Below are 13,548 nucleotides of genomic sequence, written 5' to 3'. Positions count from 1 at the left end.
GTGGCTAACGCACTTTACGATCGCACCATCGCATTTGCAGGAATTTGCCAAGCTGTCGCTCTGGTTCAACAGGTCGCGAAAAATGGTCACTGTGACTCTGATGCGTTTGAAACGTCACTAAAAGCGATCCTCAACATTAACCCAAGCAACACCGTTAGTGTTTATGGTCGTGAGTCGGATTTAAAGCTAGGACTTGAGTGCCTAGTAAAAGGCATTGATAGTACCCCTACTGGTAGTGAAATTACTCGCTACATTATTAGCCTGATGGCGTTAGAACGTAAGCTGAGTGGCCGTAACGATGCAATGTCTCAACTTGGTGATCGTATCCAGATGATCGAAAGACAGCTTGATCACTTTGAGTTGCTTGACGACCAAATGATCAGCAACTTGGCCAGTATCTATCTCGATGTCATTAGCCCAATTGGTCCTAGAATCCAAGTCACTGGTACCCCTTCTGTCCTACAGCAGACAGGTAACCAGCACAAGGTTAGAGCATTGCTGCTATCGGGTATTCGAAGCGCAGTGCTTTGGCGTCAAGTCGGAGGCAAGCGCCGTCACCTTATCTTTGGGCGTAAGAAGATGGTTGAACAAGCTCAAATCCTACTCGCCAGAATGTAAGACTTAATCATACCGCTCGCGTCACGACGCGAGCGTATTTTTTCTACCAGAACAAACCCAAAGCAAACGTTTGCGCAATGTGCGTGACAATTGCGTAAGTTATTGGTATAAAGCTCACGAAATTTAGACACTCAATTCAGGAGAACATCATGGAACTGTCAGCATTGACTGCTGTTTCGCCAGTAGACGGCCGTTACGGAAGTAAGACCATTGCACTTCGCAGCATTTTTAGCGAGTTCGGCCTTCTAAAGTACCGCTCTATCGTTGAAATTCGTTGGTTGCAAAAGCTAGCAGCCACTGATGCAATCAAAGAAGTACCAGCTTTCAGTGCAGAAGCAAACCAGTTCCTTGATGAGTTAGCAGCAAACTTCTCGGAAGAGGACGCAGCGCGCATCAAAGAAATCGAACGTACCACTAACCACGACGTTAAAGCGGTTGAGTATTTTCTAAAAGAGAAAGTAGCTGGTATTCCTGAGCTTCACGCGGTAAACGAGTTCATCCACTTTGCATGTACATCAGAAGACATCAACAACACGTCTCACGCTCTAATGCTGAAAGAAGCTCGTGACGAAGTGATTCTTCCTGAAATCAAAAACATCATAGATGCTATTAAAGCACTTGCTGTTGAATACCGTGACATCCCTCTTTTATCACGTACACACGGCCAGCCTGCTTCTCCATCTACTATGGGTAAAGAAATGGCGAACGTGGCGTACCGTATGGAGCGTCAATACAAGCAGATCGCTAACGTTGAAATCCTAGGTAAGATCAACGGTGCTGTAGGTAACTACAACGCTCACCTTTCTGCTTACCCAGAAGTAGATTGGCACCAATTCTCTGAAGAGTTTATCACTGAGTCTCTAGGCGTGACTTGGAACCCGTACACAACCCAAATCGAACCGCACGATTACATCGCTGAACTATTCGATGCTGTTGCACGCTTCAACACTATCCTAATCGACTTCGACCGTGACATTTGGGGCTACATTGCACTGGGTCACTTCAAACAGAAAACGATCGCCGGTGAGATCGGCTCATCCACAATGCCTCACAAAGTTAACCCAATCGACTTTGAAAACTCAGAAGGCAACCTTGGTCTTGCAAACGCGGTATTCGGCCACCTAGCACAAAAACTGCCTATCTCTCGCTGGCAGCGTGACCTAACTGACTCTACGGTTCTTCGTAACCTAGGTGTAGGTGTTGGCTACGCGATCATCGCATACACTTCTACTCTGAAAGGTATCAGCAAGCTAGAAGTTAACCGTGAAGCACTGCTTGCAGAGCTAGACCAAAACTGGGAAGTTCTTGCAGAACCAGTACAAACAGTAATGCGTCGCTACGGTATCGAAAAACCATACGAGAAGCTAAAAGAGCTAACTCGTGGTAAGCGTGTAGATGGCGAAGCAATGCGTCACTTTATCGATGGTCTTGAGCTTCCTGAGCACGAGAAAGCACGTCTGAAAGAGATGACGCCAGCTAACTACATCGGTCAAGCGATTGAATTGACAGATAAGCTGTAATAGAACACGGTATAAAAACAACAGGGTTGACGTAACAACGTCAACCCTTTCTTTTTGACTCCCAATTACCTGAAAGCTATCGAGTTAATTCGGTGTCCGTTTTTGAAAGAACAAAGTGATTTGACCGACTTCAACACCCAACTTACGAATACTGGTGATATTAAATACATGTCGATCGTCCTGTCTGAATAACCAATCATCAAAAGTGACCTTCACCTTTGAATCATCAAGGGTCAGCTCAAAGTCGTATACCCAGTGGAGCGCATTACCTACTTCTTTACCTTGTGCAATACCCAATATATCCCCCGCTTCCCCCTCATAAGTGCTGTCACTTAATCGCTTAATTTTCCAAATTCTCTGGTCAAGCTCACCATCATCAAACACAAAATCTTCAACGAGAGTTATGGTATCTCCATTAATAGTGCCAACGATGTCAACCTTAAAACGGCGCTGCTGTTTATTGGTATAATCTTGAACCATTCCCCAAGCGGTCACTTCACCATCAAAGTACTCAAATAGATTAAAAGCTGGCGTACTTCCTTTATATTCAGAAACTTCTGTCGAACAGCCGATAAGTATCGTTAAAAGTACACCGATGATGGCCGTTTTCATTTTTCGCATGCTACTTAGCTCCAATTAAGTCTTGTCTAAGCTTTGGGTATTGCGTTTGAGGAGATAGCCAGATCGCAAGAAACGCGTCATTGAGCTTCGGATCCGTAATCGATCCAATCCACTGATTTTTTTCTTGATGAGAAGAAAAGTAGAAACGTCCTTTATCACCATCGGATACGTAGGTCAGTTGCTGTCCATCTTTGATATCTGGGAAGATTTTTTCTAACTGAGTAACCCATGGGCCAGTGTCAGAATAGCCAAGTTTCTCCCACTGCTCTCTGGTGGCATTAACCAACTGCTTTTGGCTAATATCTCTTTGATACTCAATAGATAAAGCGAGAGGATGTGGGGAAAGATCTCCGCTTTGGGTATAATTACCAGTAGGTGTGAGAAGCTGAGAATGGTAGATTTCGAAAAAGAAATAAGTAAGTTGAGCACTCCCAACTTGGCGCCACTCCTGCCAATTTTTATCACTCACAGCATCAGCTTTTATGCTTGTACTGATGGTTAAAGAGCTAGCGATTAACCCTGCCAGCGTAACCGATTTTATTTGACGTATTTCCATAAACCTTTATCACAGCAGCAATTATGAGTAACCACTCGACCATTAATATAAGAATCGTTGTGGTTGTCGGTAAAGGAAAATAGACTGCGCCCAGTTTTTCTCCTGCTAAATAACTGAGTGCTCCTCCAATTCCTCCTAATATAGATACGAGAAAAATTGGAAATCGGCTCACTAGTGGGGCAAGAAAATACGCATACCAAGCAAAAATAAACCAGAGTGCCATCAACCAAATCGGGAATTCACTGAATTGGAAACGAAAGATCCCCAGCGTCATATTGGCGTAATCAACAACGACGCCCAATACCGCCATTAAAAACACTCGTTCAAGCTTTATCGGTGCGACTAACTGACTGTATACGTAACTAACAACAACAAGGCCAACAGCCACCCACTCAAAGTCCTCCCGGCCTAATACCGCGACAAGCCAGACAACTTGGAACCAGAGAGAGTAAACGATCAGCCTTTTGTTTGTCATATCAAGCCTTTTGAAAAGTCATATGTACCGTGCTGATACTTCTCGCACGGAATCCACCCTCGCAATAGCAAAAATAATATTTCCACATACGAATAAACGTCTCATCAAACCCTAGTTGTCTTACGTCTCTCTCCGATGCCACAAACCTTGCATGCCACTCTTTCAAAGTGTTCGCATAATCTAAGCCAATGTCGAAAAGGTTTCTCAAGACTAGATCGCTATGAGTCGTCGTCGCGTGAGTTAAGGCTGTTATCGAGGGTAAAAAACCGCCAGGAAAAATATACTTCTGGATAAAATCTACATTGTTGCTGTAGTAATCGTACCTTTGATCGGCAATGGTTATCGCTTGAATCGCCATTAACCCTTGTGGTCTTAAAAGGGACTGACATTTGTCGATATATGACCCCAAGTATTCTTTGCCCACCGCTTCGATCATCTCAATAGACACTAACTTATCGTAATGGCCTTTTAACTGTCTGTAATCCTGTTTTAGTAGAGTTATCTTATGCTCAAGTCCCTTTTCGATTATCTTCTGTTGAGCGTACTGGTACTGTTGCTCCGATATCGTGGTGGTCGTTACATGGCAGCCATACTTTTCCGCCATGTATATCGCCATCCCTCCCCAACCGGTACCAATTTCAATCACCCTATCACTGGATGTCAGCTCAAGCTGCTGACATAGCCTTTCCATTTTATTGAGCTGAGCTTGCTCTAAGCTATCTGACGCTGAGTTGAAGAGGGCTGCCGAATACAACATTTCTTTATCAAGAAAGGTTTCATAAAGCTCGTTACTCAAATCATAATGAGCACTAATATTCTTCGCGGCATTTTTCTCTGTATTGCGATTGAACCAATGCCCGAGTTGGTAAGATATGCGGGAAATAAAACTACTCTGTCCTTCGATAGAATCTAAGGTTTTTAAATTTAAGGCCATCAATTCCATCAGCTTGGTTAAATCCGGGCTATCCCACCAACCATCCATATAAGCTTCACCAGCAGCAATACTGCCACCTTTAAGCAACCTTGCGTAAAAACTCGGGTGTTTGATCTCAATGACCGCATGTAACCGTGATGTCTGCGCTGCGCCAAAAGTTGCTCTAACTTCTGACTGTGAGAAAGATTCTATGACAGTGAGTGAACCTGATGTGATTTTTTTTAGGAATGACATTGCCAAACTGCGCGCTGTTTTTTGCCCTGCGCTCAGTGATGATGAGTAACCTAAAGTTTGGGAGTTGATCATGTCCTATGCTCCTTAACCTGATCTCTCGATTTATATTTTCCGGAAGAGGCTTCCGGCTTTATTTTATATTTAGGATGTGAGTAGAACGGTGCACCTTTACACCACAACTTAAACGCATGCCAGTATATGCCTGACAACATTTTTGCTGCCATTAACGGCGTTCTAATCAAATGTTTAAGGAGTATCCTTGATGTAAGTGGTTGCTTACTCATACTGAGCGTGGCATCAAATTCCTTTTGATCCCGATGACACTCAAGATGAATAGAAAGCTTCTTCCCTAAGGGTTTCAACCGCCAAACATATTCTTGTTCTATGGGGTTAAAAGGGGACACATGAAATGCTTTGCTGTGTCGCCACAATGTTTCATCGAAAGCAGGAACTGCATAGTAGTGCCTTTGATTCCAGGGAGTATTACTTACCTCAGCCAACAGATAACGCCAATCTCCATCCTTGTTATAAACATAGTAGAAGTTTACCGGACTGAAATAGATGCCGAGATAGCGAAGGTGAATAACTGCCTCAACGCGCCCATCCACTTTCTCTCCAGTCAATTCTTCTATCTTATCGAAGACCGCGCGTTTTAGATCTCCTTCCCCAAGGTAATCCGTTCGTTTGAATCTCGCCCAGTGCCACCACTTCTGCCCAAACCCCCATACAGATTTTTCCACTGCTTTGATCTGGTCCAAATCAATACAAGGCATAAAAATGGGGTATTTTAACTGATGCTCTACTGGGCTAAAGCGTCGATGTCTTACGTCACCAACAAGCAGAGAGCAGCCATGCTCAGGCTTCATTATGCGGCACCTCTCTGTCGTTCTTCTTCATCACGAAGGCGAAGCTCTCTCACGACATCCAAAGCACTTTTTACCCCGTCTTCATGGAACCCGTTATACCAATAGGCACCACAGAACCAAACTTTATCCTGTCCATTTATGTCAGGGCGGCGCTTTTGAGCGCGCATCGATTGTTCACTAAAAACAGGGTGATGATAGGTAAATGTTTTAAGCACTTTGCTCGGCTCTATCAGGTGTGAACTGTTTAAAGAAACACAGAATGTCACGGGAGCTTGTATGTGCTGCAGTATGTTCATGTTGTAGGTCAGCGTTGGCGGACACTCACTTTCACCTTGCTCTCCATCTAACCAATAATTCCAAGAAGCCCACGCTGATTTTCGCTTGGGAAGTAAACTTTCGTCCGTATGAAGAGTGACCTCATTGGCTTGGTACTCCAACTGACTAAGCACTTCATTCTCTAGGTCATTAGCATCCTGTAGCAAAGCTAGCGCCTGATCGCTGTGACATGCAAAAATCACTTGGTCAAAGCGTTCAGTTCGCTGACCTAGGTCGATTCGTACACCAAGTTGCTCTCTGCGGACAGATTTAACCGGCGTTGACAGCCGTATACGATGTGCGAACTCACGGGTTAGCGGCTCAACATAAGCATTTGAGCCTCCTTTCACAACGTACCACTGAGGTCTGTTCAGTACATCGAGTAACCCATGATTCAGAAAGAAACGAGCAAAAAACTGAAGAGGAAAAGCACGCATATCAGCCAAAGTGGAAGACCAGATAGCAGCCCCCATGGGTAAGATATAGTTGTCGCAAAAATAGTCACTAAACTTCTCTTCTGATAAAAATTCGCCAAGCGTTTTTTCAGGTTCATTAGCTTGCTTGACTAACTGTTTTACCTGTTTGTTGAAGCGTAAGATCTCGAATATGAAAGCGTAGAATTTAGGATTGAACCAATTTCTTTTCTGCGCGAAAAGTGTCGATAATGTATGGCCGTTATACTCTAGGCCACAACCGTCATTGCGCACGCTAAAGCTCATCTGCGTTGGAATACCTTCGACACCAACTTGCTTCATCATGGCAATGAAATTGGGATAAGTCCTATCATTGTAAACAATAAAGCCAGTGTCGACTGCATAGTTCTCACCTTGCACCTCAACATTGACCGTAGCAGTGTGGCCACCAATATAGTCGTTGGCTTCAAAAAGAGTGACATCATGTTGCTTGTTGAGATGATAAGCGCATGTCAACCCAGAGATACCTGTCCCGATTATGGCTATTTTCATTGTGAATCCTCTTACTCTGAGATCAATTTGGCGGTAAGCCACTTCTGCCAGCGGTATGGCATCGTGCCGATGAGACGCAATAGCGTTGTAAATCTTCGCGGAAAGTAAATGTAAGGTTTACGTGCCGACAGCCCTTTCCGTATTGCTTCAGAAGCCTGTTGTACCGATACCAGCATTGGCATTGGAAATGTGTTTTTGTCCGTAAGAGGCGTTTTGACAAAGCCTGGATATATGAGTGACACTGAGATGTTTTTCTTATCCAAGTCGAGTTGAAGTGTTCGGCCTAGATAACTCACCGCGGCTTTAGATGCCCCATAGGCTTCTGCTCTTGGTAACGCCACTTCACTGGCGATAGACCCCACCAGAGCAACAATGTGCCCGGGTTGAAAGTGGTGCTGACTGGCTTCAATAGCGTTGGCAAGACCAATCACATTGATTTCGAATACGCGCTTAATCAATTGAGCATCAATGACACCGTCGTCTATATACTCACAATCACCAGCGTTAAATATCCAAACCTCAGGTATAACCTCTAGAGTTTCTAGCGACCGTTTTGTACTAGATAACTCGGTTAAATCGAACTCAAGCGTAGTAATAAAAGGAGAGCTCGATCTTAGCTCTTCAAGCGCTTGTTGGTTTCTTCCACAAGCCACTACTTCATAACCCGCTTTAGCATAATCTTCAGCAAGTTGCCTGCCGATACCAGATGTGGCACCAGTGATGAGAACACAAGTCATTGTCCTAACCTCTGCTTGATTGTTTTGATGATTGAGCCAAGCAAAGGTAGATTTTCATACAGCATTTCACCTAGGTCGAAATAATCCCGGTGATAGATCACCCTGCCATCTTTGAACTTGAGATGACTGACTCCATTGACGACAACCGTCTTACCTTTTTGCAGCTTGGGGTGCTCTAGCGACATTGACCAAGTCAAGAATCCACTGTCGCCTAATTGCTGATGTTCTTTTATATCAAAGTCACAGCGTCTGACATTAGTGTAAAGACTATCGAAATAACTTTGTAAGGCCTGCCAACCTTGGAGGCGATGCGCTGAATCTTCAAAGATCACATCTTGGTGATACACATCGTTCAACAGATACAGATTGCTTTTACTTAGTTGCTGGTAGACTTGACCAACCGACTCGACGTTCATGCCTTCTCCGATAAGCAATTTAGTTATACAAAATATTTTTATGTACAAGATAAACTAAAGATTAGGTCACTTTCTTGAGTTGTACAAATATAAATTTTGTAAAAGTTTAATTTGTACATTTGTACGTCGATTCGATAGGAAGGGATCAAAAAAGGCTTGATATAGAATCAAGCCTTTTCGTTAAATCAAAAACTTATGAGTTACGCAACGCCGCAATGCGCTTGTCCAATGGTGGGTGACTCATCAGTAGCTCTGTCATTGAACGTTTGCCATTAATACCAAATGCCATCATGGAGCCTTCAAGTTGGGATTCATGGCTGACTTTCAAACGCTCTAACGCAGCAATCATTTTGTGCTTACCAACCAGCTGCGCAGCACCTGCATCCGCATGGAACTCACGGTGACGGCTATACCACATAGTAATAAAGCTCGCGAGGAAGCCAAAAACGAGTTCAAGAACAATGGAAACCCCAAAGTAAACCATCATATTGCTACCGCCTTCTTCTTCATCATTAGAAGACACAATATTCGCAATGAAGCGTGATAGGAAGATAACAAACGTGTTCACAACACCTTGCATCAGTGTCATCGTGACCATATCACCATTAGCAATGTGGCTCACCTCATGCGCAAGTACAGCTTCGGCTTCATCACGTGTCATATTATGAAGTAGGCCAGTAGAGACCGCGACCAATGAGTCATTGCGCTTAGCTCCTGTCGCAAAAGCATTGATATCTGCAGAGTCATAAATAGCAACAGTTGGCATACCAATACCCACTTGCTCGGACTGGCGTCGAACGGTTTCTAACAGCCAGTGTTCGGTCTCGTTACGTGGACTCTCAATAACCATGCCACCAACCGAGCGCAAAGCCATGCCTTTTGACATCATTAACGAGATGAAAGAACCACCAAAACCAAATACCGCAGCCATGATCAGCAGCCCCGATAAGCTGCCTGGTTGCATCCCGGTTACCGCATAAACAATATTAAGAACAACGCTCAAAACCAGCACAACGGCTAGGTTGGTCGCCAAAAACAGCATTACTCGCTTCATTACTTTTCTCCGAAACTGGAAGCTTAATGATTTGCCTCACCGATACGAACGTCGCACCAAGGCTTTATGTCTAATTAATAGATATAGTCTATCCCTTTTAAATACAAGGGATAGATGCAAATTGAAACATTTGTTTTCTTAGCTGTAAAAATTGTGAAAACTTCTTATTTCACACGCCACGAAACCATCAAAAAGCACCAACATAATACAGAGATATTAGACTTTGGTCTTATTGTACCTAGACTAAAGCGTGCTAGATTGTTATCAGATTCAAATACCCATGTGTGAAAAGGACAAAATCATGGTTGAAACTAACAACTATCAAATGGCTATTGACCTACTATGCTGCCACCTTGGTATTTCAGAGGAAGAAGCCAAGCAGCAACTTGGTATTTCTTCAGAGCAACATGCACAAAAGCGTATCTCTGATACCCAACAAGCACTGATGGGCTTAAACCAAGACAAGTAAACATTAGAACATAAAGACGACAAAGGCTGCCAATGGCAGCCTTTTTGTTTAGGTTAAGTGATGACTACTACACTGTGAGCAAAGTTGAGACATCAATATATTTGGCCAAGTCTTTCTGTTTAACACTCGGTACGTAGGGAATCTCTCCAAGTTTAGGGGCTTCTATTTTCTGCTCTAGCATTTCAATGATATCAGCATAATGCTCAGTGCCAGGATTGACTCGGTTAGCCACCCAACCAATTACATTTATGCCATCAGCTTTAATAGCATCAATAGTTAACATGGCATGGCTCAAACAGCCTAGTTTTATACCTACCACCAGTATGACCGGTAAGTTCTCTTGTTGAACCCAGCTTGAAAGGCAATCTGAATCAGACACTGGCACACGCCAGCCACCCGCCCCTTCAACCAACACCACATCGGATTTCGCTTTGTGTTCCGCCAGTTTCTCACTCAGAACAGAATATTGAATATTGACCCCTTCTCGTTTCGCCGCAATATGTGGTGACGCTGGTAGCTCTAATGCATATGGATTGACATCATCATAATCGACGTCAAGTGTTGCCGCACTTTGAAGGTACAATGCGTCAGAATTACGGTATCCGTGCGATGTTTTTTCACAACCTGCCGCGACAGGTTTATAACCAATAGTTTTTAAGTCCTTTTGCGCTAACGCGTTCAGAATTGCCTTTGAAGCAACTGTTTTACCAACATCGGTGTCCGTACCAGCAATAAAAAATGCATCAATCATAGATGTATAACCCCTAAACAAACCTGATAAGTTGCAGGTAGAAGACCTTGATGGTTTTTGAACTGTCGATACGCCCGTTCAACTTGCAGCAACGTACTGCGACTGGTCAACCCATGTGAACGACCGTTAACATGATTGGCTCCAATCCCCTTTAAATCACGCATGAGTGCAAACGCGGTATCGTACCAAACTGTCATGGTAGGCAAGTCTAGATGATGGTTCTGGTTACCAGATTGCGCTAACGCAATTTTTACCTGATTGCTGCTGATAAAATCGTTGACGTGTTGATATGAATCAATTTCACGCCACGCGCACTTCAACTCTTTTAGAGAGCCGTCTAACAGTGTAGAGAAATAGGCTTTACCTTGAGGTTTGATCACTCTGCGCATTTCGCGTAAGGGCAGTGATAAGTCGTCACACCATTGCAGTGCAAGACTAGAAAACACATAATCTACCGAACTATCACGAAATGGTAAGGACTCAGCATCTGCTTGCTGATATTTAACCCCCTCAGAGCCACACCTCTCTTTTGCTTTATTCAACATTTGTTGAGATAAGTCACAACAGATCACTAAAGCCCCACGTTCGCGCAGTTTCTCAGAAAAATACCCAGTCCCGCAGCCCAAATCGAGTACTGTTTTACCAAAAAGATTGTGAGGTAGCCTTTCTAATAAACGCTCTCCCACTTCTCTTTGAAAAGCGGCATGACTGTCATAGGTATTCGCGGCTTTTCCAAACGCTTCTGCGATGGCAGATTTGTCTTGCAGACAAGTCTTCTGTACTAAAGTCGCTTGTTCCATCAATATTCCTTCTCCATCGCAGTCTCAACGATGTTCGCCAACTCTCGAACTTGTTGTACAGAGTGATTAACTGAGAGGGTCACCCTAAGCCTTGCTGAATTTTTCGCCACTGTTGGGGGCCTAATCGCTGTTAGCCAATAACCTGATTGCCTGACAGAATCTGCAACTTTGACCGAAAGTTGGCTCTCTCCCAGTAACAACGGTTTGATCGGGGTTGGTGTATCAACATAGCCTTCAAACGAAGAAAAGCACTGTTTGTACTCTTCTTGTAGCTCTTGAAGCTTCTCTCTCCTCCAAGCTTGATTTCGTACCATATGAACAGCGTGGGTAAGCGCAAACGCTTGAGAGGGAGGTATAGCGGTCGAGTAAACATGGTGTCGAGCGAATTGAGTTAAGTAGTCTCCGGTTTCTTTGTTGCACATGATAGCAGCACCAGAAAGCCCCAGAGCTTTACCAAAGGTAACAACGAGTACCTCTGGCTGAATACCAGCAAAGTGACAACTGCCTCGTCCTTCTTTTCCGAGCACGCCAATACCGTGCGCATCATCCACAACCAACCAAGAGCCTCCTCGCGTGACAGCATGTATCTTTGCAAGAGGAGCCAAATCGCCATCCATACTAAACACCCCCTCTGTCACAACAAGAGCACTTTGCTCCAATAGAGTTTGTAAATGAACTGGGTCATTATGGTGAAAGCGTTTCATTTTCGCTGGAGAGAGCATGCCAGCTTCCATTAGTGACGCATGATTCCGTTTGTCTTGGAGGAGAAGATCGTCTTTATGCAATAGGCTAAATAGCAATGCTTGGTTAGCAGAAAAACCTGAACTGAACAAAATAGCGCGTTCATAACCTAGCCAATCACATAGAGAAACTTCTAAATTGTGGTGCGCTTTTGAATATCCGGTTACCAACGGGGAGGCTCCACTGCCATTACCATACAGATCTAATCCACGCTGCCATGCAATGGCCAACTCTTTGTCGGCAGCAAGGCCTAAATAATCATTATTGGAAAAGTTGATGTAAGGTTTGCCTTCAAAGAGCAGGTTCGCACTGTTACCAGCCCCAACCACTTGAAGTGAACGTTCCAATCCCTGATGTTTTCTTGATATCAGGGATTGGCGGATACGGTCGCTAAACACTGGCATCGTAGAAAAGATCGTCTTGCGTTGGGCGAGCAGCTACACGCTCAACAACTCGGTCAAGCAAGTCATTTTCTTCAATTTCATCTGGGCGCTGGGATACTTCCTGACTATTGATACCCAGTTTATTAAACAATTGCATGTCTTTATCTTCAGACGGGTTTGGTGTGGTCAGCAATTTACATCCATAAAACACCGAGTTCGCACCAGCCATAAAACACAGAGCTTGCATTTGCTCATTCATATTTTCACGGCCAGCAGACAAACGAACCGCCGACTTGGGCATCAAGATACGAGCAATGGCAATTAGACGAATAAAGTCGAAGGGTTCAACATCGTCGACTTCTTCCAGTGGTGTACCTTTGACTTTGACCAGCATATTGATTGGCACACTTTCAGGGTGAGTGGGTAAGTTAGCCAATTCAACCAACAAGCCTGCTCGATCGTTAGCACTTTCCCCCATGCCGATGATGCCACCCGAGCAAATTTTCATGCCGGCATCACGCACGTGAGACAATGTATCAAGACGATCTTGATAAGTGCGTGTCGTAATAATATTGCCGTAAAACTCTGGAGAGGTATCGAGGTTGTGGTTGTAATAATCCAGACCAGCATCAGCCAGCTCTTTTGCTTGGTCTGGAGTCAGCATTCCCAAAGTCATACAAGTCTCAAGCCCCATTCCTTTTACGCCCTTAATCATTTCGGTCAGGTGCGGCATGTCACGAGCTTTTGGGTTCTTCCAAGCAGCCCCCATACAAAAACGCGTCGAACCTGCACTTTTCGCTTTTTGTGCAGCATCGAGCACGCGTTCCACTTCCATCAAACGCTCTCTTTCAATGTCAGTCTGATAACGCGCACTTTGAGGGCAGTATTTACAGTCTTCAGGACAAGCCCCAGTTTTAATAGAAAGTAACGTACTGACCTGTACGTGGTTGTGTTGTTGATAGTGACGATGGACTAACTGCGCTTCAAAAAGAAGATCCATAAACGGTTTTGCCATTAGCTCGCGTACTTCAGCCACGGTCCAGTTATGACGTACTTCCACATGTATTCCTTACTATTATTGTTAGTTTCTTGA

At 44.2% G+C, this 13,548-nt stretch carries 16 protein-coding genes; 3 read left to right on the top strand and 13 right to left on the bottom strand.

The window, feature by feature from the left end:
* Both hflD and purB read left to right on the top strand, forming a co-directional pair.
* Nucleotides 1–618, top strand: coding sequence for a high frequency lysogenization protein HflD (gene hflD / locus CTT30_RS05005; protein WP_239836720.1), 618 nt, complete (start codon nt 1–3; stop codon nt 616–618).
* 149 nt (nt 619–767) lie between these two features.
* Nucleotides 768–2,138, top strand: coding sequence for an adenylosuccinate lyase (purB, locus tag CTT30_RS05000; RefSeq protein WP_252036202.1), 1,371 nt, complete (start codon nt 768–770; stop codon nt 2,136–2,138).
* An 84-nt stretch (nt 2,139–2,222) separates the two neighbouring features.
* Here the strand turns inward: purB and CTT30_RS04995 are convergent, their stop codons facing one another.
* From CTT30_RS04995 to htpX, 9 genes are all read right to left on the bottom strand, one after another.
* Nucleotides 2,223–2,759, bottom strand: a complete 537-nt coding sequence (locus tag CTT30_RS04995; RefSeq protein ID WP_239875341.1) for a DUF3833 domain-containing protein — start codon at nt 2,757–2,759, stop codon at nt 2,223–2,225.
* A 1-nt stretch (nt 2,760) separates the two neighbouring features.
* Nucleotides 2,761–3,315 (bottom strand): chalcone isomerase family protein, encoded by a 555-nt coding sequence (locus CTT30_RS04990; RefSeq protein ID WP_239875340.1) that lies wholly within the window; start codon nt 3,313–3,315, stop codon nt 2,761–2,763.
* A complete protein-coding gene (locus tag CTT30_RS04985) occupies nt 3,266–3,790 on the bottom strand; it encodes a DUF2878 domain-containing protein (protein ID WP_252036199.1) in 525 nt (174 codons plus the stop codon). Before CTT30_RS04985 ends, CTT30_RS04990 begins: the two co-directional genes overlap by 50 nt.
* Nucleotide 3,791: 1 nt before the next feature.
* Nucleotides 3,792–5,030, bottom strand: a complete 1,239-nt coding sequence (locus CTT30_RS04980; protein ID WP_239868081.1) for an SAM-dependent methyltransferase — start codon at nt 5,028–5,030, stop codon at nt 3,792–3,794.
* Complete coding sequence (locus tag CTT30_RS04975) at nt 5,027–5,824, bottom strand: DUF1365 domain-containing protein (RefSeq protein WP_239868078.1); 798 nt, start codon at nt 5,822–5,824, stop codon at nt 5,027–5,029. The genes CTT30_RS04980 and CTT30_RS04975 overlap by 4 nt, the downstream gene beginning before the upstream one ends.
* Nucleotides 5,824–7,104: an NAD(P)/FAD-dependent oxidoreductase gene (locus tag CTT30_RS04970; RefSeq protein ID WP_252036198.1), complete on the bottom strand. Its 1,281-nt coding sequence runs from the start codon at nt 7,102–7,104 to the stop codon at nt 5,824–5,826. The genes CTT30_RS04975 and CTT30_RS04970 overlap by 1 nt, the downstream gene beginning before the upstream one ends.
* Before the next feature lie 11 nt (nt 7,105–7,115).
* Nucleotides 7,116–7,841, bottom strand: coding sequence for an SDR family NAD(P)-dependent oxidoreductase (locus CTT30_RS04965; protein WP_252036197.1), 726 nt, complete (start codon nt 7,839–7,841; stop codon nt 7,116–7,118).
* Nucleotides 7,838–8,257 carry a nuclear transport factor 2 family protein gene (locus CTT30_RS04960; protein ID WP_252036196.1) on the bottom strand — a complete coding sequence of 140 codons (420 nt, stop codon included), beginning with the start codon at nt 8,255–8,257 and terminating at the stop codon, nt 7,838–7,840. The genes CTT30_RS04965 and CTT30_RS04960 overlap by 4 nt, the downstream gene beginning before the upstream one ends.
* Nucleotides 8,258–8,450: 193 nt before the next feature.
* Complete coding sequence (htpX, locus tag CTT30_RS04955) at nt 8,451–9,311, bottom strand: protease HtpX (RefSeq protein ID WP_006962801.1); 861 nt, start codon at nt 9,309–9,311, stop codon at nt 8,451–8,453.
* 301 nt (nt 9,312–9,612) lie between these two features.
* On the opposite strand from htpX, the gene CTT30_RS04950 reads away from it, so the two are divergent.
* Nucleotides 9,613–9,780 (top strand): hypothetical protein, encoded by a 168-nt coding sequence (locus CTT30_RS04950; RefSeq protein ID WP_239868054.1) that lies wholly within the window; start codon nt 9,613–9,615, stop codon nt 9,778–9,780.
* Nucleotides 9,781–9,847: 67 nt separating this feature from the next.
* Here CTT30_RS04950 and bioD read toward each other — a convergent pair whose 3' ends face one another.
* From bioD to bioB, 4 genes are read right to left on the bottom strand one after another with little or no spacing between them, the layout of a single operon-like run.
* Nucleotides 9,848–10,531 carry a dethiobiotin synthase gene (bioD, locus tag CTT30_RS04945; protein WP_252036195.1) on the bottom strand — a complete coding sequence of 228 codons (684 nt, stop codon included), beginning with the start codon at nt 10,529–10,531 and terminating at the stop codon, nt 9,848–9,850.
* Nucleotides 10,528–11,331 (bottom strand): malonyl-ACP O-methyltransferase BioC, encoded by an 804-nt coding sequence (bioC, locus tag CTT30_RS04940; protein ID WP_252036194.1) that lies wholly within the window; start codon nt 11,329–11,331, stop codon nt 10,528–10,530. The genes bioD and bioC overlap by 4 nt, the downstream gene beginning before the upstream one ends.
* Nucleotides 11,331–12,476 (bottom strand): 8-amino-7-oxononanoate synthase, encoded by a 1,146-nt coding sequence (locus tag CTT30_RS04935; protein WP_252036193.1) that lies wholly within the window; start codon nt 12,474–12,476, stop codon nt 11,331–11,333. The genes bioC and CTT30_RS04935 overlap by 1 nt, the downstream gene beginning before the upstream one ends.
* Nucleotides 12,463–13,515, bottom strand: a complete 1,053-nt coding sequence (gene bioB / locus CTT30_RS04930; RefSeq protein WP_239836734.1) for a biotin synthase BioB — start codon at nt 13,513–13,515, stop codon at nt 12,463–12,465. The genes CTT30_RS04935 and bioB overlap by 14 nt, the downstream gene beginning before the upstream one ends.
* Between the last annotated feature and the right edge of the window lie 33 nt (nt 13,516–13,548).

The organism is Vibrio coralliilyticus, from assembly GCF_024449095.1.
Taxonomy (GTDB): domain Bacteria; phylum Pseudomonadota; class Gammaproteobacteria; order Enterobacterales; family Vibrionaceae; genus Vibrio; species Vibrio coralliilyticus_A.
This window is presented reverse-complemented; position numbering and strand designations above follow the sequence as displayed.

Excerpts from the sequence above, each read along its gene's own strand:
- purB (WP_252036202.1), top strand. The coding sequence starts at position 768 with ATGGAACTGTCAGCATTGACTGCTGTTTCGCCAGTAGACGGCCGTTAC.
- CTT30_RS04995 (WP_239875341.1), bottom strand. The coding sequence starts at position 2,759 with ATGCGAAAAATGAAAACGGCCATCATCGGTGTACTTTTAACGATACTT.
- CTT30_RS04990 (WP_239875340.1), bottom strand. The coding sequence starts at position 3,315 with ATGGAAATACGTCAAATAAAATCGGTTACGCTGGCAGGGTTAATCGCT.
- CTT30_RS04985 (WP_252036199.1), bottom strand. The coding sequence starts at position 3,790 with ATGACAAACAAAAGGCTGATCGTTTACTCTCTCTGGTTCCAAGTTGTC.
- CTT30_RS04980 (WP_239868081.1), bottom strand. The coding sequence starts at position 5,030 with ATGATCAACTCCCAAACTTTAGGTTACTCATCATCACTGAGCGCAGGG.
- CTT30_RS04975 (WP_239868078.1), bottom strand. The coding sequence starts at position 5,824 with ATGAAGCCTGAGCATGGCTGCTCTCTGCTTGTTGGTGACGTAAGACAT.
- CTT30_RS04970 (WP_252036198.1), bottom strand. The coding sequence starts at position 7,104 with ATGAAAATAGCCATAATCGGGACAGGTATCTCTGGGTTGACATGCGCT.
- CTT30_RS04965 (WP_252036197.1), bottom strand. The coding sequence starts at position 7,841 with ATGACTTGTGTTCTCATCACTGGTGCCACATCTGGTATCGGCAGGCAA.
- CTT30_RS04960 (WP_252036196.1), bottom strand. The coding sequence starts at position 8,257 with ATGAACGTCGAGTCGGTTGGTCAAGTCTACCAGCAACTAAGTAAAAGC.
- htpX (WP_006962801.1), bottom strand. The coding sequence starts at position 9,311 with ATGAAGCGAGTAATGCTGTTTTTGGCGACCAACCTAGCCGTTGTGCTG.
- CTT30_RS04950 (WP_239868054.1), top strand. The coding sequence starts at position 9,613 with ATGGTTGAAACTAACAACTATCAAATGGCTATTGACCTACTATGCTGC.
- bioD (WP_252036195.1), bottom strand. The coding sequence starts at position 10,531 with ATGATTGATGCATTTTTTATTGCTGGTACGGACACCGATGTTGGTAAA.
- bioC (WP_252036194.1), bottom strand. The coding sequence starts at position 11,331 with ATGGAACAAGCGACTTTAGTACAGAAGACTTGTCTGCAAGACAAATCT.
- CTT30_RS04935 (WP_252036193.1), bottom strand. The coding sequence starts at position 12,476 with ATGCCAGTGTTTAGCGACCGTATCCGCCAATCCCTGATATCAAGAAAA.